Here is a 22,591-nt window from a genome sequence, read left to right on the forward strand (position 1 = left end):
AACTGGTGTGGTCTGTTCATCTCTCAGCCCTTGATCGAGCCCTGCAGCAACGCGGCGACGAAGCGGCGCTGGAAGACCAGAAAGACGGCAAGCGTGGGTACGAGGATCAGCAGCGCTCCGGCGCACAACAGCGGGATGTCGGTGCCCCATTGGCCCTGGAACGCGCCGAGGGCGCCGGCCATGGTCCGTTTCGCCGGGTCGTCGACCAGCACGATGGCCAGCAGGAATTGGTTCCAGGTCCAGAGGAACAGCAGGATCGCCAGCGAGGAGAGCGCCGGCATGGCCAACGGCACGTGCACGCGCCAGAAGAGTTGCCAGGTGCCGGCCCCGTCGATGCGCGCGGCTTCGGAGAGGTCCTCCGGCATGGTCACGAAGTGGGCGCGCATCCACACCACCGAGAACGGCATGAACAGGCCGATGAGCGGCAGGATGATCGCCCACCGGGTGTTGAGCAGCCCCATGTCCCGGATCTGGTAGTACAGCGGCGTGATGATGCCCTCGAAGGGCAGCGTGAGACCCAGCAAGAACACCAGGAAACCGATCCGGTGACCGGGGACCCGCAGGTGCCCGAAGGCGAAGCCGGCCATGGTGCCGAGCAACAGCGAGATCGGGACGACACCGAGCACGATGAGGCAGCTGGACAGCAGCAGCTTGCCCATGTTCGCGGCCCGGAACGCGTCGGCGAAGTTGCCCCACTGCGGGCTGTCCGGCCAGGACAGCCCCGAGGGATAGGTGCCCGCCGGGTGCAGGGCCGTGACGAACAGGCTGATGAAGGGCACCACGGTGATCACCATCAGCAGGACGAGCAGGACCCGCCCGACCAGGGTCTCGCGGCGGTTGACGATCATCGGGAGCCGTCCCTGGTGAGTCGCTGGATGGGAAGCACGCAGGCGAGGACCAGCACGACCAGGGCGACGGCGAGGGCCGAGGCCATCCCGACCTCCCGCTCCGAGAAGGCGAGGTAGTAGATCTCCAGGCCGGGAACCATGGTGGAGTTGCCGGGGCCGCCCTGGGTGGCGACGTAGACGATGTCGAAGCTGGCCAGCGCGGCGATCACCGTCACCGTGACACAGACGCCGATCTCCTGACGGAGGCTGGGCAGCGTGATCGAGACGAACTCGCGGACCGGTCCGGCGCCGTCCAGCCGGGCCGCCTCGTACAGGGCCGGATCGATTTTGCTCATGCCGGCGAGCAGCAGCAGGGTGCAGAGGCCGACGAGCACCCAGGCGCCGATGACTCCGACGGCGGCCAGCGCGGTGCTGAAGTCGCCGAGCCAGGCCCGGGTGAGGCTGTCCAGCCCGACCGCCGACAGCAGCTCGTTGGCCAGGCCGGTCGAGGACAGCAGCCAGCTCCACATGATGCCCGCCGCCACCAGCGGGATGACCTGAGGCAGGAACAGCACCGTACGGGCCACCGTGGCCAGCCGGCTCTGCGCGATGCCGCGGATGGTGGCCGCCACGAACAGACCGAGGAGCACCGGGATCAGGCTGAAGAAGACGATGAGCTCGAACGCGTGCACGATCGAGGCGAACAGCTCGGAGTCGGTGAACAGGCGGCGGTAGTTGTCCAAGCCGACCCAGGTGGAGGCGCCGATGCCGTTCCAGTCGTACAGCGAGTACTGCACGGTCAGCAGCAGGGGACGCAGCACGAAGGTCGCATACATCAGGACGGCCGGCGCCGCGAACAGCCAGCCCAGCCAGACGGCCAGGGGGCGGCGCGCACGACGGGCGCGCCGCCCCTCGACTGATGCCGGCATCAGTCCTTGACCTGGCTCTCGTAGTCCTTCTGCACCGACTTGAGCAGGCCGTCCGGAGTCTGCTGGCCGGCCGCGAGCTTCTGCAGCTGCGGCGTCCAGCTCTTGGCGTAGATCGCCCCGGTGGCGTTGGCGATGAAGTCCATGGCGCCGTTGTCCTTGCCGATGGTGGCGCCGGCGGCGAGGGTGGCGGCCGTGACGGTGTTCTGCGCGACCGACGGCATATAGGCGTCCGCCGGGCCCATCGGGTGCGAGCCGCCGACCTTGACCGCGATGTCGCGGGCCGGCTGGTTGGTCGCGACCCAGTTGAGGAAGAAGGCGGCGCAGTCGGCGTTCTTCGCCTTGCTGCTGATCCCGTACGTCAGCGGGGCGGACATTGCCGCCTGCTTGCCACCGGCCTGAGCGGGCGGCATCAGGAAGAACCGGACGTTGCCGGCCATCTGCTTGTCGAGGTTGCCCGACTCCCAGTCGCCGTCGAAGATGAACACGTTCTTGCCGCCGATGAAGCGGCTCATCATCGTCGCGTAGTCCTGCGAGTTGATGTCGGACGGGAAGTAGCCGGCCTTGACCCACTTCTCGAGGTGCTGGGCGGCCTGCAGGTTCGCCGGGGTGTCGATGCTCGCACCGGACTTCTGGAAGATCCAGTCGTTGATCGGCCCGGCCTCGCCGTACGAAGCCATCAGGTTCTGCAGCGGGAAGGCGAGGCCGCCGGTGGCGCCCCCGTTGAACTGGTTGATCGGCGTCAGCCCGGCGTCCTTGGCCTTCTGCAGCACGGCGTCGAACTCGGCCAGCGTGGCCGGCGGTTTGGTCATACCGGCCTGGGCGGCCAGCTTCTTGTTGTAGAAGATGCCGGTCATGCTGAAGTTGAGGCCCATCGCGTAGAGCGGGCCGTCGCCGCGCTCCCCGGCGTCCGACACCCGCATCTGCTCGAGCTGGGACGCGGGCCACTTGTCCCAGCCGAAGGCCGTCGCGTACCCGTCGAGGTTCTTCAGCAGGCCGTCCTTGACCAGCTCGGAGACCTGGGGCAGGCGCATGAGGTCCGGCGGGTCGTCGGCCAGAACCCGCGGCGCGTTCTGGGTGATCACCGCGAACTGGTCCTCACGGATGTCCCATTTGACGTTCGGGAACTGCTTGGTGAACTCGTCGGCGAGGTTCTTGGGCAGCGGGAAACCGGTCTCGAAATACCCCTTCAGGGTCACCGGCTCGGTGCCGCAGGACGCCGAGGTGACCGGAGCGGCGCTGGTGTTCGTGCCGGAGGTGTCGCTGTTGCTGCCGGGCGCGCTGCAGGCCGCGGTGGCCAGAAGTCCGGCCAGGGTGAAAGCGGCGAGTAGCGGTCGGCTGATGGGTCCATGAGCCATGTCAGGCCTCCAGGAGGGCAAATGCTTCGGCGCTGAGGGATCGCGCCGGCTGAGGGAGAGTCGGGCCGTGCGCTCGTGTTACAAGCACGAAACCTCATGGCCAAAGCCAAGTCAAGTGTTTCCATTAAAGCACTTTTATTGATGGCGCAGCCGCTCTCAGCAGGCGACACCCTTTCGGGTGTCAGGTCGTGGATCGCTTGACCAGGCGCACGTCGAGGACGGTGGTCGACCGGAGATCCGAGCCGTCGATGTGACCGAGCAGGACGTTGAGCGCGGCGCTCCCGGACTCCTCGAAGGGCTGGCGCACGGTCGTCAGGTCGGCGGCCGTCGCGGCTTCCCCGTCGTCGAAACCCATCACGGCGATGTCGCCGGGCACGCGCAGTCCCCGGTCGCGGGCCGCCAGCAGGACGCCGACGGCGAGCGCGTCGTGGTGCGCCATGACGGCGCTGGGCCGTTCCGGGGCATCGAGCAGCACCGCCGCGGCCTGCCGGGCGGCGTCGACCGAGTTGTCGCTGGTCGCGACGAGGACGTCACCACCGGCGTCGGCGATGACGTTCCGGAAGCCGGACAGCCGCTTGATCGCCTGGGATTCGTAGTCGGAGACCTGCCGCTCGAGCAGGTAACCGACGTGGCGGTGCCCGCAGTCGCGCAGGTGCACGGCCGCCATGCGGCCGCCCTCGGCGTCGTCGATCATCACGCGGCTGAACAGCGTGCTGTCGGCGTCGACCGCCACGGTGGGCAGATTGCGCTCCCGGAGCCGCTCGGCGATGGCGTCCTCGATCGGCAGCCCCATCACGATCAGCCCGTCGAGCCGGCCGTGGATGGGCATGCTGGCCAGCACCGGCGAGGAGGCAAGGGCGGCCGACTCGTGATCGAAGACCACGACGTCGAGCTCCAGCTCGGTCGCGGCCGTCAGGATGCCGGACAGTCGGCGCAGATACGACCCGTACGATGTGAACGGGGCCATGACGCCGATCCGGCCGGTGCCTCGCCGGGCCAGGCTCACCGCCTGCACCTTCGGCACGAATCCCAGCTCGTCGGCCGCCGCGAGCACCTTGGTGCGGGTGGCCGGGCTGACCCGGTCGGGCTTGTTCAGGACGTTGGACACCGTCGAGATGCTCACCTGGGCGCGGTCAGCGACGTCGTAGATAGTGACTCGACCACCCGCCGCCAAGGTCCGCCTCGATTCGGTGTGAAGTGTTTTACCAGAAGCACTCTACCGAGATCGGACCTGGCGCACCTCACCCCTCCGAGGGCTCCTCTGCCTCCAGGCCGTCCAGGATCGTGGCGGCCAGGCCGGCGAACCGGTCCAGTTCCTCGGGCGTGAGGCGGTCGACGAAGAGCCGCCGTACCTCCCGCGTGTGGCCCGGCACGGCCTCCCGCAGCGCGGCCAGGCCCTGCTCGGTGATCACCGCGTACATGCCGCGGGAGCCGCACTGTTCGCGCACGATCAGCCCCCGTTTGCCCATCCGGGTGAGCTGGTGGTGCAGGCGGCTCTTCTCCCAGCCGGCCACCCGGGAGAGCTCGTACGGCCGCATCCGGTGACCGGTCGCCTCGGAGAGCACCGCGAGCACGGTGTAGTCGGCGTTGGAGAGGCCGCTGCTGGTTTGAAGCTGCTGCTCGATCCGGGTCCGCAGCCGCTCCACCATCTCGAAGGACACCCGCCAGGCCCGTAGCTCTCGTTCGGTCAGTCCGTGCTGCGCCATGCGGTCATCGTACTCGCCAGTTGACAAGTCAACTCGAAGCCGTATGTTGAGGTGACACGTCAACTCGGAGAGAGCTGCCGCGGTCCGATTTCGCCTACCGACTGAGGAGGTCCGGCGTGTCCGGACAAGATCAGGAACACCAGTTCGCACAGGGACGCCGCACCTTCCTGAAAGCCGCTACGGCGGCCGCGGCGGCCGGGGGAGGCCTGCTGGCGGCGTCTCCGGCCCGGGCGCAGAGCCGGGACGCGGCGCCGAGCGGCAGCGGCCGACCGGGACGTCGCTATGTCATCCGGGGCGGGACGGTGATGTCGATGGACCCGCGTGTGGGCGACTTCGAGGTCGCCGACGTCCTCGTCGAGGGCAAACGGATCGTCGCGGTCGGGCCGGGCCTCCGGGCGGCCGGGGCCGACGTGATCGACGCCCGGGGACGCATCGTGATGCCCGGCTTCGTCGACACCCACCACCACCAGTTCGAGACCGCGCTGCGCTCGTTCCTCGCCAACGGCCTGCTGGTCGACGACGGCTCGGGCTCACCCAGCGCGGACCCCTCGTACACCGACTACATCCTGCAGCGGTTCGCACCGGTCTACCGGCCCCAGGACGTCTACATCAACTCGCTGTTCGCGGGACTGTCCCAACTCGACGCGGGCGTCACCTCGGTCCTCGACGTCTCCCAGATCCACCACTCGCCCGAGCACAGTGACGCCGCCGTCCAGGCCCTCATCGACAGTGGCCGCCGGTCCGCGTTCGGCTACTTCGAGGGCGACGGCCGCCCGGGAGCCCGTTACCCGCAGGACGCGTACCGGATCAGGAAGCAGTGGTTCTCCTCCGACGACCAACTGGTCAGCATGGTCATGGGCGGCGAGGTCTATCTGAGCGAACAGACCTACACCCGATCCTGGGGCATCGCCCGCGATCTGGGCCTGCAGATCGCCGCCCACGCCGTCTCCGGCGCGGGCATGCGGCCCATCCTCGACGACATCGCCCGCGGAACCGGCGGGCTGAACAACGACATCGGGCTCGGCCCCGACGTGCTGCTCATCCACATGACCGGCATGTCCGACCTGGCGTGGCAACGGGCGCGGGACGCCGGCGTACGGGTCTCGGTGGCCGCTCCGATCGAGATGACCATGCGCCACGGCATGCCGCCGTTCCTCAAGTTGCAGGCTCTCGGCATGCAGCCATCCCTCAGCTCCGACGTTGAGACCACGATGGCCGCCGACCCGTTCACGCTGATGCGCTCGGCGATGATGATGCAGCGCATGATCGTCAACCAGATGGTTCTCGAACAGGGCGACTTCACACCGCCTGCCAACTGGCCGGTTCCCGCCCCGGGCACCCCGCCGTTGTTCACCGTCCGCGACGTCCTGCGCTTCGCGACCGTCAACGGCGCCGAGCACCTGCGCCTCGGCCGCCGGACCGGCTCGCTGACGCCGGGCAAGGAAGCCGACATCGTGCTGCTCGACGCCACGGCCATCAACGTGACGCCCCTCAACAGCGCGCCCGGAGCCGTCGTCTCCCTGATGGACCGGACGAACGTCGAGACGGTGATCGTCGCCGGCAAGGTGCGCAAGTGGAAAGGGAAGCTGCTCGACGCGGACCTGAACCGCCTCCGCGGCGAACTCGAGACCTCCCGCGACTACCTCTTCCGCGCGGCCGGGATCCGCCGGGACCTGTTCGCCTAGGACTCAGTAGCGGAAGCGGGCCAGGTTGGTCTGCAGCGCACCGGCGACGCGGGCCAGGTCGGCGGAGGTCTGCTCGGTGTTGGCGGCCGCGTTGGTGGTCTCGGCGGCAGCCTGGGCCACTCCGCTGATGTTGGCACTGATCTCCGCCGACCCGGTGGCGACCTCACTGACGTTACGGCTCATCTCGGTGGTCGTGGCGGTCTGCTCCTCGACGGCCGCGGCAATCGCGGTCTGGCTGTCGTTGATCTGGTGGATGACCTCGCTGATCGCGGTGATGGCCGTGACCGCGGCCTGCGAATCACCCTGGATCGCCGCGACCCGCGAGGAGATGTCCTCGGTGGCCCGGGCCGTCTCCTGAGCCAGATCCTTGACCTCGGAGGCGACCACGGCGAAGCCCTTGCCCATCTCACCGGCCCGGGCCGCCTCGATGGTGGCGTTCAGAGCGAGCAGGTTGGTCTGCTCGGCGATGCTGGTGATCAGTTTGACCACGTCGTCGATTTCCGCCGACGACGCGCCGAGCCGGTCGAGGATGTGGCGGGCTTCCGCGGTGGTGGTGACCGCTCCGGCCGCCACCGCCGCGGCGCTGGACGTCGAGCGCGCGATCTCCGAGATGGAGGCGCCGATTTCTTCGGAACCGGCCGCAATGGTGGAGATGTTGACGCTGATCTGCTCCGCGGCCGAGGAGGCGCCCTGAGCCTGGCCGGCGGAACGCTGGGCGGAATCGTTGACCGACGCGGCCACCGCGGACAGTTCCTCGGACGACGACGCCAGGGTTTCGACGTTGACACCGATCTCGCGCATGGCGGTGGTGAGCCGCTCGAGCGCGGTGTTGACGGAGCCGCTCATCTGGCCCATCTCGTCGCGGCTACCCACGTGCAGGCGCTGATCCAGGAAGCCTTCGGCCAGCCCGGCCAGCACCGCGACCGTACGCTGGAGCGGGCCGGCGATCGCCCGGGTGACCACGACCACGATGCCCGCGGAGAGAACAATCGCGGCGGCGATGAGGCCGATCATCAACAGCTGCGCCTGGTCGGCCGCGCGGCGGGACTCCATCAGCGACTGGTCCGCCGACCGCGACTCGATGCCGTTGATCTCGTCGAGCGCGGTGACCATCGTGTTGATCGAGGCGTCCGCGGCCGCGGTGCGAACCTTGACGAACTGGGCCTCGTCGCCGGCCATCGCCAAGGGAATGAGTCGCTCATCGCGTACCTGACGGTACGTTTCGAGGCTGTCGCTGAAAGCGGCCACTTGTCGTTCGCGGCCGGCGACGCCGGTGCCTTGATAAGCCGCCCACTGCTGATCGAGATCGGCATCCAGCCGATCGAGCTGGTCCTGCGCTTTCGCCCGGGCCGCGTCCGTGTCCACGACCAGCATGTTCAACAGCTGGAACCGGACGAACGCCAAGTCCGCCTTCACCGTACCGACATAACCTACAGCCAGCAGGTTGTTCTGATGCATGTTCTCGATGCGGTCGTTGGTCTCCCGCAGCCGCAGCACCCCGATGACGCCGATCACCACGGTGAGAACGCGGTGACAATCCACCCGTCGAAATGTCAGACACACCCAGCCCCGTTCACCCGGTGACGCTCCGGACGAACTGCCCGGCGATGCCCTGCACCATTCACGTCGACCTTGGAAGTCGTCGGCTGAGCCGTATTACCGGCCGATGGCCCACGAACTTCACGACAGGTCGCCGATCGGGCGGACTCCCCGCGCCGCGTCCCGCGGCGCCTCAGCCGGTGCGAAAGTCGGCGAGGACCCGCATGACCTCCTCGGCACCGTGCTCGAGAACGGCGAGTTCTTCGTCGGTGAAGCTTCGCGGCACGAAGTCCAGGACGCAGTGCGAGCCGAGACTTTCACCGCCCTCGTCCCGGAGCGGCACCCCGGCGTAGCTCCGCAGACCGCTCATGGTCAGCAAGGGGTTGGCGGCGTGCCGCGGGTCGCTGGTGTTGTCGTTGACGCAATAGGGCCGGCCGCCCAGAACGGTCTGGGTGCACAGGGCCCACTCCGCCGGGGTGCCTTGTGCTTCGGCCACCCAGCCGGTGACGCCGTGGCCACCGAGGATGAACTGCGAGCTGTCCAGAATGACCGAGACCACCGACACCGGGGCGTGCAGTTGCTCCGCGCTGCGGGCCGCGATGGCGTCCAGCAGCGGTGGCAGATCGGGGTTGAACAGGTCGTAGCGGGCGATCTGTCGGATCCGTTGCGGCGCGCCGAGGCGGGCGAACAGTTCGGGCAGGCTCAGGGTGGCCACTGCTATCTCCTCGTGAGGGTATGGGCGGCGCTCAGGTAGGTGTGCGACGACAGCCGGATGTTCAGGGCCTGGGCACACAGCCGGGAGACGGGGTCGAGCCGGGCCATCGCCTCCAGGAGCCGGGGCAGGTCGGCTTCGCTCTGCGAGGCGGCGCCGAGACCCGCGGCGGTCAGCAACCGGGCCCAGACGGAGGGGCCGTCGTCACCGTGGACGCGATGCATCGCCTCGCGTGCGTCGTTCATGGTGGGCCGATGCAATCCGTACGTGGTGTCGGCATCGGTGGCTGACATAGCTCTCCTGAGGCGTGGTGGGGACCCGGCCGGCGCATCGACGCGCCGGCCGGATCAGTGACGGAAACCGTTGACCAGGGTGGTCAAATCGTTGGCCAGCCGGGTGAGGTCGGCTGCGGCCTCGCGGGTCGCCTTGGCGCCGTCGGCGGTGGCGCCGGCGACCTCGGCGACGCCGGACACGGTCCGGGCGACGTCGCCGCTTCCCGTGGCGGCCTCGGCCACCGATCGGCTCATCTCGCTGGTGGTGGCGGTCTGCTCCTCGACCGCGGAGGCGATCGTGGTGGTGTAGTCGCCGATCTGTGCGATCACCGAGGTGATCTCCCCGATGGCCCCGGCCGCTGATCCGCTGGACGCCTGGATGTTGGTGATCCGGGCGGTGATCTCCTCGGTCGCCTTCGCGGTCTGCTGGGCCAGCTCCTTGACCTCGCCCGCCACGACCGCGAACCCCTTGCCCAGCTCACCGGCGCGGGCCGCCTCGATCGTCGCGTTGAGGGCGAGCAGGTTGGTCTGCTCGGCGATGCTGGTGATCAGTTTGACCACGTCGCCGATCTCCGCGCTGGCCACGCCCAGCTCGGCGACCTGCTCGTTGGTGCGCTCGGCGACCGACAATCCCTGCCGGGCGACCTCCGCGGCGCGAGAGGCGTTGGTGGCGATCTCGACGATCGACGCGTTCATCTCCTCGGCGCCGGCGGCGATCGTCTGCACGCTCGCGTTCACTTCCTCGGTCGCGGCACTGGCGTTGGTGGCCTGCGATGCGGCATCGCCCGCGCCCGCCTGCAACTGTGTGCTGACGGCCGACAGTTCCTCCGAGGCCGCGGACAGTGTCGTGGCCGATCCGCCGATCGTGGTGACGGTCTCCCGCAACCGTCCCACCGCGGTGTCCAGCGCCGCGCCCATCTGCCCGGGCTCGTCCCGCGACTCCAGCCCGGCGGTGCGGGTCAGGTCACCGGCGGCCAGACTTTCGCACACGCTTTTCACTCTGTGCAGCGACCGCACGATCTGCCGGGCCACCCAGACGCCAATTCCCGCGGCGATCAGCAGTCCCACAGTCAGCAGGACGATGGAGAGGACGCGGCTTCTCTCATAACCCGATCGGGCCGACTCGGCCGCGGCGGCCGCGTCGCTACGTTCCGCCTCGCCCAGCTCCTGAAGGCGCTCGGCCATCGAGGTGATCAGCGGAGTGATGGTGGCGTCGCGGGTCCGCTGCCAGGCGGCGAGGTCGTTACGCCGACCGGCCGGAATCTGCTGCCCCTGCGCGACCCCAACGTATTTCTGCCAGGTGGATTCCAGATCGTTGATCGCTGCGGCGCTACCCACCGGGTTGCTGGCGCGGTAGGCGGCGAGGCCGGCGTCAACCGCCTTGAGACTGTTGGAGAACTGCTCCTCGTACTTGGCCATGGTGGCCGCGTCCCGCGAGATCGCATGGTTGGCCAGGTCCACCCGGGCCTGCACGGTCGCCGCGTGAATGACGCCGATAGCGTCGACGCTGGCCAGGTTCGATCGATAGATCTGCTGCGCGGCCGAACTCGAACTGCTCAGCGCCGTCAGGCCGACGATGCCGACGACCAGCGCAACCGCGGCCGCGACGGTGATCGCCGCCAGAATTTTGACGTTGACGCCCAGGTCAGCGAATGATCGTCGCCGCCCTCCCGGTCGACTGACCAGCAGCTCAACAACACTAGTCTCGCTCACGTTGGTTCCGTTCTCTGATACCAGAGACGCACCTGTCCGGCTCACGTCGGAACGCGTGTCCCGCGGGCAGCCCCCGCCTCCCGCACCACTTGGTTCGGCCAAATTTCCGACGCCCTTAGCGGCGCGCCTGGCGAGATCGGCTGCGGTCGTAGCGGGCCCGCCTTTTTCCGCGTGCTCCCCGGGGCAGGGGAGGCCGGAGCGGTGGATGAACGGTGCATGCACTCCGAACGGCCTGTGTCCGTGTTTTCGCGAACCGGTCACTCCTATGCGCCCAGTGGCCGACGGGCGCGCGCCGCCGATGTCAGCAGGCGCAGGGTGTCTTCGGTGGAGGAGGCGGGCTCGGGGGCGTACAGGATCATGGTGAGGTCGGGGTCGGGTGCGCAAGTTGGCCACGGGCCATGTCGGCGCGGTACGACGAGTCGAGTCGTGCTGGGGTGCCCTGTCGGTACACCCATCAGCAGAAACTTCCCCCGTACGGCGTCGGCGCGGTTTGCTGGAACGAGCGTTCGCAGCACTCGTTCTGCCCTGCTTGTCGTGGCCGGCGCTCCGGGGCCCGCCGCCGACAAGGACGATCGGAGGAAGAAGCAGATGATCACCCGCAGCCAGGACCAGACCTCCACCGCGGGCTCGCCGGACACCTTCACCGGCGAGGTCCGCGTCGGCACGCTGTTCGGGGCCGACGCGACGGCCCCGTACTCGGGCGCGTACGTGACGTTCCAGCCCGGCGCCCGATCGGCGTGGCACACCCATCCGGCCGGGCAGCGGCTGGTCGTGACCGAGGGCGTTGGCCGCACCCAGCAGTGGGACGGACCGCTGCAGGAAATCCGGGCCGGTGATGTCGTCTGGTGCCCGCCCGGCGTCAAGCACTGGCACGGCGCCGCGCCGGACAGCGTCATGACCCACATGGCCTTGACCGGGGTGCGTGACGGCCAAGGCGTGAACTGGCTGGAGCACGTGTCCGACGAGCAGTACAACGGCCGCGTCGCCGGTGACCACCGGGAGACCGGCGCGCTCGGCCGGCAGCACGCCGCGATGGCCCTGATCGGCGCGTTCACCGCCGCCGGCGACCTGCCCCGGCTGACGACCGCGCTGAACCGGGGCCTGGACTCCGGTGTGACGGTCAACCAGGTCAAGGAGGTGCTGGTGCAGATGTACGCCTACGCCGGTTTCCCCCGCAGCCTGAACGCCATCGGCACGTTCATGACCGTTCTGGAGCACCGCCAGGACAACGGGATCAAGGATGAGGCCGGGCCCGAACCGCGTCCGTTGCCCGGTGGCACGGACGCCCTCGCGCTCGGCGCCGGCAATCAGGCGGAGCTGACCGGCGCCCCGGTCGCCGGTCCGATGTTCGACTTCGTGCCGGCAATCGACGAGTTTCTCAAGGCCCACCTGTTCGGCGACATCTTCGGCCGCGACAACCTGGACTGGCGCAGCCGCGAAGTCGCCACCATCGCCGCCCTGGCCACGCTGAAAGGCACGGAGTCGCAGCTGCGGTCCCACTTCGCCATCGGGCTCAACACGGGCCTCAGCGAAGCCGAACTGCGGGGACTCGTCGCGGTGCTGGGCAACGAGGTCGGCTCGCGGCAGGCCGCCATGGCCGGCCGGATCCTTGACGAGGTCGTCCGAGACCGCTGAGAGCCGGTTCGTCCGGCAGATGGAGAAGCCATGCCAGCCTCACGCGCGGCCGTCTGTGCAGTGCTGCTGACAGTCGTGGGACTGACTGTCACCGGCTGCGGTGAAACGGCGGTGGGAACACCGTCGACGTCGCCCAGCAACCCCCGGAACGCATCCGCCGAGCCGGGCCAGGCCTCACCAACGAAGGGAGAGCAGATGAAGGTCCGGATCACCATCGGCGGTGAGCGCTTGTCGGCCACGATCTTCGACAGTGCCGCCGGCCGCGACCTCGTCGACCAGCTGCCGCTGACCGTCGACATGACCGATCACGGCTCGGTGGAGAAGACCGGCCCGTTGCCGTCACCGCTGTCCCGGGACGGCCAGCCGGACGGTGCCGACCCTGACGTCGGAGATGTCGGCTACTACGCGCCCGGCAACGATCTCGTCCTCTACTACGGCGACCAGTCGTACTATCCCGGCATCGTGATCATCGGGCGCCTGGACGGTGACGCCGCCGGCCGGATCGCCGGCATGCCAGGGACGATCACCGCGACCGTCGACGTTCACGCCGGCTGAAGCCGCGACCTGTGCCCGCATTTGGACGGACACAGGGCGCCGCCGGTGTTTCAGTCGTAGAAGGCGCACTTCTCCGTGAGGTGCCGGTTGATGGGACCCACGCCGCCGATCATCACGACGGCGCAGACCGTTCCGGAGCGGCCCTTCGAGCCGCCCAGCTGTTTGACCGAGTAGCTGAATTTCTTCAGCACCTCCGTCTTGCAGCCGGAGTTGACCGAATAGTCGTACTTGAAATACTTTCCGGCGTCGGTTTCGACGCTCGCGAATCTGGGTGATACGCCGGAGGAGATGGTCTTACCGTCGCATTTGAGGTCCTTGACCTGGACGGTCACCAGCATCACGTCGGCCCGGCGGGACCAGTAGATCGCCGTCTCGCCGTACCCGTTGTTGGCCTTGACCCGGCCGTCGGCCGCGTAGGCCGGCGTCGGCAGGACGGTCGCGGCGGTGGTGGCCAGCAGTGCGGTCGAGACCGCGACGGCCAGCCGGCGTTTTCTCGTTGGTGTCATGGTTGGCAAGGGTGCGCCCGCCGTGTGGAAGCAATGTCGAAGAATTGTCTAGGGCAGCGCCTCGAGGCTGCGGCGGATCTGTTCCGCGTCGGCGTGGCCCAGCTCGGTCAGCATGGTCAGCGCCCGTTCCCACGCCTTTCGCGCCTCGCCGTTCTCGCCGATGCTGCGGTACGTGTCGCCCAGCCGGCCCAGCGTGCCGGCCTCGTTGTAGCGGTCGCCGACCTCACGCCACGCGTCCAGCGCCGCCCGGTATTCCCGCACCGCCCGGTCGTGGTCGCCGAGGTGGTGATAGGTCAGCCCCAGGCTGTCCAGAGTGTTGGCCTCGCCGTACCGGTCGCCGATCCGCCGGTGCAGCCGCAGCGCCTCCTGGCAGCGAGCCAGCGCCTGATCGTTCTCGCCGAGCTGGGTGTGGTACCAGCCCAGGTTGTTCAGCGCCCGGGCCTGCCCGCCGTGGTTGCCCACCCGGCCGAACAGCTCGACCGCCTGTTCGGTCTGGCGCAGCGCCTCCCGCGGGTCGCCCTGGCTGCCGAGCACCCGGGCCAGCGCGTTGTGCGTGTGTGCCTGTCCCTTCGCCTGGCCGAGACGCTGGTAGCCGTCGAGGGCGAGCCGCAGGTGGCGGGCCGAGTCGTCCGGGGCGAGCTGGGCGAAGGCGAGACCCAGGTTGAGGTGGGCGAACGCCGCCCGGTCGGGATCGCCCGCGCGGGTGGCCGAGGCCAGCGCGATCTGCTGGGTGAGCACCCAGTCCGGCCAGTACCCCTGCAGGTCGAAGTACGTGGTCAGGCCGCGGGCCAGCAGCCAGGCCCCGGAGTCGAGCCCGGCGTCGTGGGCGTGCCGGACCAGGCGTACGAGAACCTGATGTTCCTCGGCGAACCAGGCGAGCGCGGCGGCGTGGTCGGCCGGCCTGGTCACCGGGCCGCCGGTGGTGAGCTCGGGGACCTCCCGGTGCGGATACAGGATCCGGTCGGCGGCGTAGGCCGAATGCACGTAGTAGTCGAGCATCCGGCCGAGCGGCGCGGCGGTCTCCTCCGGCCGCACCAGCTCGCCGGCGTAGGCCCGGAGCAGGTCGTGCACCGCGTACCGGTCCGGCCGGTGCTCGCTGAGCAGGCTGGCCCGGATGAGCACCCGCAGCTGCCGCTCGGCCCGTCCGATCGGCTCCCCGAGCAGAGCGGCGACGGCCGGCAAGGCCAGGTCGGGACCCGGATGCAGGCCGAGCAGCCGGAACAGCCGGGCCGCCTCGGGCGTCAGGGCACGGTAGGACCAGGACAGCACCGCCCGCACATCGGTCGCCTCGTCATCCCCGGCAAAGGCATCGAGGCTTTCCCGTACGGCGTGCAGCTGCTCGGCCAGCCGGGCCAGCGGTTGCCCCGGCTGCTGCAGTGCCCGGGCGGCGGCGACGGTCAGCGCCAGCGGAAGCCGCGCGCAGGCGGCGAGGATCCGGTCCACGGCGGCCGGTTCGGCGGCGACCCGGCCGGCGCCGAGCCGCCGGCTGAGCAGTTCCCGGGCCTGTGCGGGCGGCAGCAGGCCCAACTCGACCGGCCGGGCGCCCTCGGCGGCGACAAGGCCGGGCAGCTGACTGCGGCTGGCCACGACGACCAGGCAGTTCGGCGCGCCGGGCAGCAGCGGGCGCACGTCGCGTTCGTGGGCCGCGTTGTCGAGCACCACCAGGACCCGGCGGTCGGCCAGGACGCTGCGATAGAGCGCCGACCGCGCGTCCAGCCCGGCCGGGATGCGCGCGGCCGGCACGGCCAGGGCGAGGAGCAGGTTGCGCAACGCGTCGGTGGCGCTCAGCGCGGTGCCGGACGGGTCGAAGCCCAGCAGGTCGACGTAGAGCTGGCCGTCGGGGAACCGGCGGCGCATCCGGTGACCCCAGTGCACGACGAGCGTGCTCTTGCCGACGCCGGCCGTGCCGGACACGACGATCACCGCGGTGCCGGCCAGCTCGTGCAACCGCTGCTGCTCGGCGTCGCGGCCGACGAAGTCCGGCACGTCCAGCGGGAGCTGGGCCGGAACTATCTCGTCGGGCTCGCGCGTCTCGCGCAGGATGTCGCGGTGGGCCGCCCGCAGCTCGGCGCCGGGCTCGACGCCCAGTTCGTCGACGAGGCGGCGGCGTACGGAAAGGAACTGGTTCACGGCTTTGGCGGTGTGGCCGGTGGCGGCGAGCGTCCGGATCAGCGCGGCGGCCAGCGGCTCGACGAGCGGGTGCTGCTCGGCCAGCTCGGTCAGGGGCCCGAGGGCGGTGGCCGGGTTGCCGGTCCGGATCTCGGCGTCGGCCCAGTGCACGGTCGCGTCGATCCGCTCGTCGATCAGCAGCGTGCGCGCCCGGGCGGCCCAGTCACCCGGGAGCCCGGCCAGGGGCTGGCCCCGCCACAGCGCCATGGCCTCGCGCAGCAGGACGACACGTTTCGGATCGTCGCGGTCCAGTTCGGACGCGCGGGCGGCCAGCTGCCGGAAGTAGTGCAGATCCAGCGACTCCTCGGGCATCTCCAGCAGGTAGCCGCCGCTGCGGTGGCGGTGCAACCGGATCCGGTCGTCGGCCGGATCGAGCAATTGCCGGATGCGGGAGACGTAGGTGTGCAGCGTCCGCGCCGCACGCTCGTGCGCCTCCGAACCCCAGACCCGTTCGACGAGCACCTCGGTGGACAGCGGCCGGTTGGCGTCGAGGAGCAGGGCGGTGAGGACGGCGGCCTGCTTGGGCGGGCCCATCGCCGCCGCCCGTCCCCGGGCGTGCACCTGCGGCTCTCCGAGCAGCTGAAACCGCATGACGCCCCCGCGCTCGACAGTTCTTCGACAATCCTTCGACCGGCATCAAGCACAGTAGGCGCAGCCTCATCGTCGAAGCCGAAAGAGGAAAATTCATGACACGAACTCTTACCGCCGTGGCCGCCGCGGGCGTGACGACCGTCGCCCTGCTGGCCGTGCCCACCGCCGCCCAGGCCGCGCCCGGCGGAATCCAGAGGCAATACCTCAGCACTCACACGTTGGTGCGGTACACCTCGGGCACCGGGATCATCCGGGCCTGGCAGGATTGCGAGTCCTCCAGCGGCCAGACCATTTTCCGGCAGTACGGGGCCTGGAAGGGCATCAACGGCTGGTCATCGACGGGGCAGTGCTCCACCCACATCCTGAAGCGCGGCTGGCAGACCTCCAACCCGGTCTGACCGGATCCGCCGCTGTTCGAGAGGGCATGACCGGATCACGGTCGTGCCCTCTGTCGTTCCGCCGTTTCCCGGCGTCCGGAATTGTCCGGGCTCCACCCGCGCGGGACGGCGCTGCCCGACACTCGGCGTCAGATCGTTCGCCGAGAAGGGAACAAAGCAGCGCCTGCTTCTACGACTCCGAGATCGGCTACAACACGCTGTTCGTCGCCGGTCGCTGCGGCGAGCACGACCTGCGGGGCGGCGCCTACCAGAACCGGATCTCCGCGATCAAGAACAACACCGGCGGCACCGTCTGGGTCTGGATCTGGCGCAACGCCGGTTACTGGGAGCTGCACGGGTGGGTCGACTCCGGCCACCAGGGCGCCTTCTTCACCAACGACATCGACAAGGTTGAGATCGACTGCCCCGCCGTCGCCTCCCGGTGAGGTGCCCGCACAACCCATGATTCCGTACGCCGGGTGACCGGCCGACGGACGGTGGCCGTTCTCCGTCATCGCGGTCCGAAACTGTGACCGAGGGTGACGGAGAGCCCACCGATCAGGTCGTAAGCTGATTCGATGGCGACGCGGCCCACCATCTACGACGTGGCCCGGGAAGCCGGGGTCGCGGCGTCGACGGTGTCCCGCGCGTATGCCCGGCCGGGCCGGGTCAGCGCGCGGACGGCCCGGGCGATCTTCGATGCCGCCGAGCGGCTCGGTTACCGCACCGAGCGGCTGGACGGACGCGGCCCGCTGGGCGCCCCGGTGACCGGGGCGATCGGTCTGGTCGTCTCCGATGTGACCAATCCGTTCTACGGCGAGATCATCAAGGGAGCGTCCGACGCCGCCCGGGCCGAGGGCTATCTGCTGATCCTCTCGCACACCAGCGAGTCGCCGGAAGTGGAGCGGCAGATGATCGAAGCCGGACTCAGCGCGGTCGACGCCCTGGTCATCGCCAGCTCCCGGCTGAGCGACTCCACGTTGCGCCTGATCGCCAAGCAGAAGGCCACCGTGCTGCTGAATCGCACGATCCCCGAGGTGTCCTGCCTGATCCCCGACAACCCGCGCGGGGTGCGGCGGGCCGCCGAGCACCTGGGGATGCTCGGTCACGGAAGCATCCTCTATCTGGCCGGTCCCGAGCAGAGCTGGTCGGAGGGGGTGCGGTGGCAGGCCTTGCGGGAGGCGGCGATGGAATTGGAGCTGGACGTCCGGCGGGTCGGGCCCAATGCGCCGACCGTGGTCGCCGGTTTCCGCCGGGCCCAGCGGGTGGCGCATCTCGGCGCGACCGCCGTGCTGGCCTACAACGACCAGCTGGCGATCGGAGTGATCAAGGGCCTGCACGCGCTGGGGCTCCGGGTCCCCGATGACGTCAGCGTGGTGGGCTTCGACAACACCCAGTTCAGCGAGATCGTCGAGCCTGCGCTGACCACGGTGGCCGCGCCGCTGCGGCACATGGGCGAAACCGGTGTGCGCAACAGCATCGCGGTGCTGCACGGTGCCCGGCCCAGCGCGCCGCCACTGGTTCTGCCGGTCAGGTTCGTCAAGCGGCAGTCCACCGGGCCGCCGCCGATCCCCGGCCGGCGGCGGAAGCGCATCAGTTGATCACGTGGCCGTCGGGGGCGATGAGTGAACCCTGTTCGCGCTTGCGGAGTTCCGTCTCGTCGCGGATCTGCTTGAAGCGTTCGTCGATGAGCGGGTACTTCCAGAAGATGAGGATCGCGATCACCGCGACGATGGCCGGCAGAAGGCCGATGGTGAAGCGGATCGACCAGATCGCCGAGTCGGGCTGAACCGGGTTCGGCACCGCGGTGGTGGCCGAGAGGTAGCCGCCGATGGCCAGGGCCCAGGCGCCGATGGCGCCGCCGATCGACTGGGTGATCTTGCGGGTGAAGGAGAAGATCGCGTACGTCGACCCCTCGGACCGCTTGCCGGTCTGCCATTCGCCGTACTCGACGGTGTCGGCCTCGAGACCGAACATGACCGTGTTGATCAGGGCCGCGCCGACGCCCTTGACGGCCAGGAAAATCAGGGCGGGAACGGCGAGCCCGCCGGGGGTGAAGAACAACGCGACGCCGCCGATGACGGTGAAGATGCCGCAGTACTGAAAGATCGCCTTCTTGCCGAAGCGGTCCACGAGCTTGGGGATGAACGGCGCCAGAACGATCGAGGTGCCGACGTTGACCAGGGTGATCGGGCCGAGCCAGCTGATGTCACCCATGACGTACTCGGCGTAGTAGGCCGACGCGCCACCGACGGCGAAGAGTCCGATGAGGTAGAAGAAGCTCGCCGCGCACAGGTATCCGAGGGGTTTGTTGCTCTTCAGGGTGTCGATCGTCTCGCGCAGCGACACCTTCGGCTGCGTGCGGACGACCTGCTCGCGGCAGAGGTAGAAGGTCAGCAGATAGGCCAGGGTGCCGATCACGATGAACGCCAGCGTGGTCTGGGTGAAGATGGTCTGGACCTTGGCCGCGTACGCCTCCGGGGTCAGCTCACCCTTCTGCGAGCGGACGTCGGAGATTCTCGGGGCGATCAGATAGGTCAGGACGATGCCGCCGACGCCCGCGCCGAAGAACCGGGAGGCGACGAGCTTGGCGCGCTGGCGGACCGACTGGGTCATGGCCGAGGCGAGGGAGCCGTACGGGATGTTGACCAGCGAGTAGAGCAGGCCGAGGACGGCGTAGGTGAGGTAGGCGTACAGCAGCTTGCCGTTGTCCGACAAGGAAGTCGGCACGTGGAAGGTCAGGTAGCTCAGAAACAGCAGAGGAACGGCGCCGAACAGGATGAACGGCCGGAACTTGCCCCAGCGGGTCATCGTGCGGTCGACGAGCCGACCGGCGAAGGTGTCGGCGAAGGCGTCCCAGAGCCGGACGATGAGGAACATGGTGCCGACCGCGGCGGCCGAGATGCCCGCGACATCGGTGTAGTAATAGAGCAGGAAGGCGGTCGACAGCGTGAAGGCCAGGTTGCCGGCGAAATCGCCGAGGCCGTAACCGACGATCGTGCGTCTGCTGAGACGGTCACCCGCGACCAGCGGGTTCGGTGCGACGTCTTTGATGGACATCGGAGCGGGTCTCCTCGAGGGCTGCATCGAAAGGCTTCGGTGGCTGAAGCCAGTAGAGCCCCGCCGACGGTGTGAGTTCAGCTTGTTGCATTCAGTTGCCGAACAGTGCGAGCCGGTCGCGGCGTGGCAACTCATGGCAATCACGGCGCCCCGGGCCGGTCCCGATGAGTCAATGGGACATCACCGAAGCGAAAGGGCCCGATCATGCTGCGTCCTCAGGACAGCGCCACCCGTGAGAAGAAGCGCCTCGACGGCCTCTGGTCGTTCAAACCGGACCCCGGCGCGACCGGCCGGACCGAGGGCTGGTTCCGCCGCTCCCTCCCCGGCGCCCGCGACATGGCCGTGCCCGCCAGCTTCAACGACGTGGCCGCCGACGCCTCGGTCCGCGACTACTTCGGCGACATCTGGTACCAGCGCACCGTCCGGGTCCCGCGAGGCTGGGCCGGCGAGCGCGTCGTCCTGCACTTCGAATCCGCGACCCACCGCGCCACCGTCTGGGTGAACGACACCGAAGTGATGAGCCACGAGGGCGGCTACACCCCGTTCGAAGCCGACATCACCGATCTTGTCAGCCCCGGCCGGGAACTGCGGATCACGGCGCTGGTCAACAACACCCTCTCCTTCCAGTCGATCCCCCCGGGCGTGATCGAGCAGACCCCGACCGGCACGGCGCAGATCTACTGGCACGACTTCTTCAACTTCGCCGGCCTGCACCGTTCGGTGTGGCTGGTGGCCACACCGCAGGCCCGGGTCGAGGACGTCACCGTCGTGACCGGTCTCGACGGGAGCACCGGCACCGTGGATTACGCCACCGAGGCCGCCGGCGCCGACGGCCTCGGCACCCACGTGGTGCTCCGCGACGCCGGCGGCGCCGTGGTGGCCGAATCGGCCGGGGCGACCGGTCGTCTCGAGGTCCCGGCCGTCGTTGCCTGGGCGCCCGGCGCCGCCTACCTGTACGACCTGGAGGTGCGGCTCGTCGACGACGCCGGCGAGGTCCACGACTGCTACCACCAGCCGGTCGGCATCCGCACCGTGGAGGTCCGCGGCAACCAGTTCCTCATCAACGGCGAACCCTTCTACTTCAAGGGTTTCGGCATGCACGAGGACCACGACGTCATCGGCAAGGCGCACAGCGACGCCCACCTCGTGCACGACTTCGAGCTGCTGAAATGGATCGGCGCGAACTCGTTCCGGACCTCGCACTACCCGTACTCCGAGGACGTTCTCGACTACGCCGACCGGCACGGCATCGTAATCATCGACGAGACCGCGGCCGTCGGCCTCAACATGGGCCTCGGCGGCGGCATCTTCGGCGGGCAGGGCTATCAGACCTACTCACCCGAGACCATCAACGACGCCACCCAGCAGGTGCACGCGCAGGCGATCCGCGAGCTCATCGCCCGCGACAAGAACCACCCCAGCGTCGTCCTGTGGTCGATCGCCAACGAGCCCGAGTCCGACACCGCGGGCGCCGAGGAGTACTTCCGGCCCCTGTTCGAGGTGGCCCGCGAGGCCGACCCGTCACGCCCGGTCGGTTTTGTGAACGTCATGCTGGCCCCGCACGGCAAGTGCCGCGTCTCCCAGTTCGCCGACGTCCTCATGCTCAACCGTTACTACGGCTGGTACGTCAACACCGGCGACCTGGCCGGCGCCGAGCGGGACTGGACCCGGGAGATCTCCGCCTGGGCCGGCGAGGGCAAGCCGATCATCATCACCGAGTACGGTGCCGACACCATGCCCGGCCTGCACTCGCTCACCCCGCAGCCGTGGAGCGAGGAGTACCAGGTCGACTATCTCGACATGAACCACCGTGTCTTCGACGCCTGCGACGCCGTGGTCGGTGAGCAGGTGTGGAACTTCGCGGACTTCGCCACCAAGTCCGGCATCATGCGGGTCGACGGCAACAAGAAGGGCGTGTTCACCCGGGACCGCCGGCCCAAGTCGGCCGCTTTCGCGCTGCGCCGCCGCTGGCGCGCCAAGTCCTGATCAACTGGCGATTCTCAGCGATAGCCGTTCCTGCGGCGCATCATCACCAGGGCCAGCGCGGTCAGGCCCGACGCGACGAGCAAGCCGCCCACGAGAACGTACGGCCACGAACTGCTTCCTTCGTCGCTGACGGCCTCGAGGGTGGGCGCCGCAGCCTCGGGGGTGACGTCCGCCGCAACGGGGAGGGGGCTTGCGGCGGCGGCGGACGACGGCGGCGTTTTGGGCGGTGTGGCCACGGCCGACAGGGTCAGCCGCACGGTCACGGCGTTGCCGGCGGTGCCCCGTACGGTCGTGCGAGTGCTGCGGTAGCCGTCCTTGGCCGCGGCGACCGTGATGGCGCCCTTGGCGATCGGCTTGCCGGTGCTCGGCGAGATCGAGAACTTCCCGCTGCGGCCGCTGGTCGTCCGGTATTTGTGCCCGGCGCTGTCCCGGATGGTCAGGTCTACACCGCCGATCGCCTTTCCGCCGGTGTCGCGGACCCGGCCGGACAGCCCGCTCACCCCGGCCGCCGGCTTGGTCCCGCCGGGTGACGACGCACCCGACCCGTGGACGTAGACCATCTTGTGGGCGTAGCTGTTCTGGTCGCCGAGCCGCACGCCGATCGAGATGTTGAGGCCGGTGATCTCACCCGGGCGGGCGTCGGGGGCGACGAGCGTCGTGTCGAAGGTCTGGCTGCGCCGGGGTCCGAGGTTCGGTTCGGCCCGGCACCCGGAGGTGCATCGCAGGCCGCCGCCGACCACCACGATGGCCGTCTCGGTCGTGCTTGCGGTGTTCGAGACGCGGTACCGCACGCGTACCGTCTGGCCGGGCTTCACGTTTTCCGCCGACACGCTCAGGATGCTGACGGTCTCCCGGGCGGCCGTGGCGGGTGCCGCCGACACTGCGAGCGCCGCCCCGGTCAGGGCGATCAGTGCGGCAACCCGGGTCCATCGGACACGTGAGCACGTCGTCACTTGCAACCACCTTCGCCGAGG

Annotated in this window: 20 protein-coding genes; 7 read left to right on the forward strand and 13 right to left on the reverse strand. The window is 69.2% G+C overall.

Annotated features, from left to right (window positions below; all coding sequences use genetic code 11):
• Positions 1-23 precede the first annotated feature (23 nt).
• From ACZ3I4_RS21550 to ACZ3I4_RS21570, 5 genes are all read right to left on the reverse strand, one after another.
• A complete protein-coding gene (locus ACZ3I4_RS21550; protein ID WP_465383752.1) occupies positions 24-848 on the reverse strand; it encodes a carbohydrate ABC transporter permease in 825 nt (274 codons plus the stop codon).
• Complete coding sequence (locus tag ACZ3I4_RS21555; protein WP_465383753.1) at positions 845-1,756, reverse strand: carbohydrate ABC transporter permease; 912 nt, start codon at positions 1,754-1,756, stop codon at positions 845-847. The genes ACZ3I4_RS21550 and ACZ3I4_RS21555 overlap by 4 nt, the downstream gene beginning before the upstream one ends.
• Positions 1,756-3,111, reverse strand: coding sequence for an ABC transporter substrate-binding protein (locus ACZ3I4_RS21560; protein WP_465383754.1), 1,356 nt, complete (start codon positions 3,109-3,111; stop codon positions 1,756-1,758). The genes ACZ3I4_RS21555 and ACZ3I4_RS21560 overlap by 1 nt, the downstream gene beginning before the upstream one ends.
• 181 nt (positions 3,112-3,292) lie before the next feature.
• A complete protein-coding gene (locus ACZ3I4_RS21565; RefSeq protein WP_465383755.1) occupies positions 3,293-4,285 on the reverse strand; it encodes a LacI family DNA-binding transcriptional regulator in 993 nt (330 codons plus the stop codon).
• A gap of 67 nt (positions 4,286-4,352) precedes the next feature.
• Positions 4,353-4,817 carry a MarR family winged helix-turn-helix transcriptional regulator gene (locus ACZ3I4_RS21570; protein ID WP_465383756.1) on the reverse strand — a complete coding sequence of 155 codons (465 nt, stop codon included), beginning with the start codon at positions 4,815-4,817 and terminating at the stop codon, positions 4,353-4,355.
• 116 nt (positions 4,818-4,933) lie between these two features.
• On the opposite strand from ACZ3I4_RS21570, the gene ACZ3I4_RS21575 reads away from it, so the two are divergent.
• Entirely contained in the window at positions 4,934-6,502 is a 1,569-nt protein-coding gene (locus ACZ3I4_RS21575) for an amidohydrolase family protein (protein WP_465383757.1), read from the forward strand.
• Positions 6,503-6,505: 3 nt separating this feature from the next.
• Here ACZ3I4_RS21575 and ACZ3I4_RS21580 read toward each other — a convergent pair whose 3' ends face one another.
• The 4 genes from ACZ3I4_RS21580 to ACZ3I4_RS21595 all read right to left on the reverse strand — a co-directional run bounded on the left by ACZ3I4_RS21580 (position 6,506) and on the right by ACZ3I4_RS21595 (position 10,738).
• Complete coding sequence (locus tag ACZ3I4_RS21580; protein WP_465383758.1) at positions 6,506-8,044, reverse strand: methyl-accepting chemotaxis protein; 1,539 nt, start codon at positions 8,042-8,044, stop codon at positions 6,506-6,508.
• Between the two features lie 190 nt (positions 8,045-8,234).
• Positions 8,235-8,756 carry a GAF domain-containing protein gene (locus ACZ3I4_RS21585; protein ID WP_465383759.1) on the reverse strand — a complete coding sequence of 174 codons (522 nt, stop codon included), beginning with the start codon at positions 8,754-8,756 and terminating at the stop codon, positions 8,235-8,237.
• A gap of 2 nt (positions 8,757-8,758) precedes the next feature.
• On the reverse strand, positions 8,759-9,046 hold the full coding sequence (locus tag ACZ3I4_RS21590) for a hypothetical protein (protein WP_465383760.1): 288 nt from the start codon (positions 9,044-9,046) through the stop codon (positions 8,759-8,761).
• A 54-nt stretch (positions 9,047-9,100) separates the two neighbouring features.
• Positions 9,101-10,738: a methyl-accepting chemotaxis protein gene (locus tag ACZ3I4_RS21595; RefSeq protein ID WP_465383761.1), complete on the reverse strand. Its 1,638-nt coding sequence runs from the start codon at positions 10,736-10,738 to the stop codon at positions 9,101-9,103.
• Positions 10,739-11,326: 588 nt separating this feature from the next.
• Here ACZ3I4_RS21595 and ACZ3I4_RS21600 point away from each other — a divergent pair.
• Together ACZ3I4_RS21600 and ACZ3I4_RS21605 are read left to right on the forward strand one after the other, a co-directional pair.
• A complete protein-coding gene (locus ACZ3I4_RS21600) occupies positions 11,327-12,373 on the forward strand; it encodes a (R)-mandelonitrile lyase (RefSeq protein ID WP_465383762.1) in 1,047 nt (348 codons plus the stop codon).
• 195 nt (positions 12,374-12,568) lie between these two features.
• Positions 12,569-12,928, forward strand: a complete 360-nt coding sequence (locus ACZ3I4_RS21605; protein WP_465383763.1) for a cyclophilin-like fold protein — start codon at positions 12,569-12,571, stop codon at positions 12,926-12,928.
• A gap of 50 nt (positions 12,929-12,978) precedes the next feature.
• On the opposite strand, the gene ACZ3I4_RS21610 is transcribed toward ACZ3I4_RS21605, so the two are convergent.
• Together ACZ3I4_RS21610 and ACZ3I4_RS21615 are read right to left on the reverse strand one after the other, a co-directional pair.
• A complete protein-coding gene (locus tag ACZ3I4_RS21610) occupies positions 12,979-13,434 on the reverse strand; it encodes a hypothetical protein (protein ID WP_465383764.1) in 456 nt (151 codons plus the stop codon).
• A gap of 48 nt (positions 13,435-13,482) precedes the next feature.
• Complete coding sequence (locus tag ACZ3I4_RS21615; RefSeq protein WP_465383765.1) at positions 13,483-16,194, reverse strand: AfsR/SARP family transcriptional regulator; 2,712 nt, start codon at positions 16,192-16,194, stop codon at positions 13,483-13,485.
• A gap of 95 nt (positions 16,195-16,289) precedes the next feature.
• Here ACZ3I4_RS21615 and ACZ3I4_RS21620 point away from each other — a divergent pair, with 95 nt between their 5' ends.
• The 3 genes from ACZ3I4_RS21620 (at position 16,290) to ACZ3I4_RS21630 (ending at position 18,172) form a co-directional block, all read left to right on the forward strand.
• Positions 16,290-16,592 carry a hypothetical protein gene (locus tag ACZ3I4_RS21620; RefSeq protein ID WP_465383766.1) on the forward strand — a complete coding sequence of 101 codons (303 nt, stop codon included), beginning with the start codon at positions 16,290-16,292 and terminating at the stop codon, positions 16,590-16,592.
• A gap of 26 nt (positions 16,593-16,618) precedes the next feature.
• Positions 16,619-17,017, forward strand: a complete 399-nt coding sequence (locus tag ACZ3I4_RS21625; RefSeq protein WP_465383767.1) for a hypothetical protein — start codon at positions 16,619-16,621, stop codon at positions 17,015-17,017.
• Between the two features lie 132 nt (positions 17,018-17,149).
• The gene (locus tag ACZ3I4_RS21630; protein WP_465383768.1) at positions 17,150-18,172 is read left to right on the forward strand and encodes a LacI family DNA-binding transcriptional regulator; all 1,023 of its coding nucleotides are present in this window, start codon (positions 17,150-17,152) and stop codon (positions 18,170-18,172) included.
• On the opposite strand, the gene ACZ3I4_RS21635 is transcribed toward ACZ3I4_RS21630, so the two are convergent.
• Positions 18,165-19,631 (reverse strand): glycoside-pentoside-hexuronide (GPH):cation symporter, encoded by a 1,467-nt coding sequence (locus ACZ3I4_RS21635; protein WP_465383769.1) that lies wholly within the window; start codon positions 19,629-19,631, stop codon positions 18,165-18,167. The genes ACZ3I4_RS21630 and ACZ3I4_RS21635 overlap by 8 nt on opposite strands.
• 204 nt (positions 19,632-19,835) lie before the next feature.
• On the opposite strand from ACZ3I4_RS21635, the gene uidA reads away from it, so the two are divergent.
• Entirely contained in the window at positions 19,836-21,617 is a 1,782-nt protein-coding gene (gene uidA / locus ACZ3I4_RS21640) for a beta-glucuronidase (RefSeq protein WP_465383770.1), read from the forward strand.
• A gap of 14 nt (positions 21,618-21,631) precedes the next feature.
• Here uidA and ACZ3I4_RS21645 read toward each other — a convergent pair whose 3' ends face one another.
• Positions 21,632-22,570, reverse strand: a complete 939-nt coding sequence (locus ACZ3I4_RS21645) for a carboxypeptidase-like regulatory domain-containing protein (RefSeq protein ID WP_465383771.1) — start codon at positions 22,568-22,570, stop codon at positions 21,632-21,634.
• Between the last annotated feature and the right edge of the window lie 21 nt (positions 22,571-22,591).

The sequence above is a fragment of the Actinoplanes sp. NPDC021490 genome, assembly GCF_055562135.1.

Coding starts and splice junctions, on each gene's coding strand:
- ACZ3I4_RS21620 (WP_465383766.1), top strand. CDS start 16,290: ATGACACGAACTCTTACCGCCGTGGCCGCCGCGGGCGTGACGACCGTC.
- ACZ3I4_RS21610 (WP_465383764.1), bottom strand. CDS start 13,434: ATGACACCAACGAGAAAACGCCGGCTGGCCGTCGCGGTCTCGACCGCA.
- ACZ3I4_RS21630 (WP_465383768.1), top strand. CDS start 17,150: ATGGCGACGCGGCCCACCATCTACGACGTGGCCCGGGAAGCCGGGGTC.
- uidA (WP_465383770.1), top strand. CDS start 19,836: ATGCTGCGTCCTCAGGACAGCGCCACCCGTGAGAAGAAGCGCCTCGAC.
- ACZ3I4_RS21550 (WP_465383752.1), bottom strand. CDS start 848: ATGATCGTCAACCGCCGCGAGACCCTGGTCGGGCGGGTCCTGCTCGTC.
- ACZ3I4_RS21625 (WP_465383767.1), top strand. CDS start 16,619: ATGACCGGATCACGGTCGTGCCCTCTGTCGTTCCGCCGTTTCCCGGCG.
- ACZ3I4_RS21555 (WP_465383753.1), bottom strand. CDS start 1,756: ATGCCGGCATCAGTCGAGGGGCGGCGCGCCCGTCGTGCGCGCCGCCCC.
- ACZ3I4_RS21635 (WP_465383769.1), bottom strand. CDS start 19,631: ATGTCCATCAAAGACGTCGCACCGAACCCGCTGGTCGCGGGTGACCGT.
- ACZ3I4_RS21560 (WP_465383754.1), bottom strand. CDS start 3,111: ATGGCTCATGGACCCATCAGCCGACCGCTACTCGCCGCTTTCACCCTG.
- ACZ3I4_RS21605 (WP_465383763.1), top strand. CDS start 12,569: ATGAAGGTCCGGATCACCATCGGCGGTGAGCGCTTGTCGGCCACGATC.
- ACZ3I4_RS21570 (WP_465383756.1), bottom strand. CDS start 4,817: ATGGCGCAGCACGGACTGACCGAACGAGAGCTACGGGCCTGGCGGGTG.
- ACZ3I4_RS21615 (WP_465383765.1), bottom strand. CDS start 16,194: ATGCGGTTTCAGCTGCTCGGAGAGCCGCAGGTGCACGCCCGGGGACGG.
- ACZ3I4_RS21600 (WP_465383762.1), top strand. CDS start 11,327: ATGATCACCCGCAGCCAGGACCAGACCTCCACCGCGGGCTCGCCGGAC.
- ACZ3I4_RS21590 (WP_465383760.1), bottom strand. CDS start 9,046: ATGTCAGCCACCGATGCCGACACCACGTACGGATTGCATCGGCCCACC.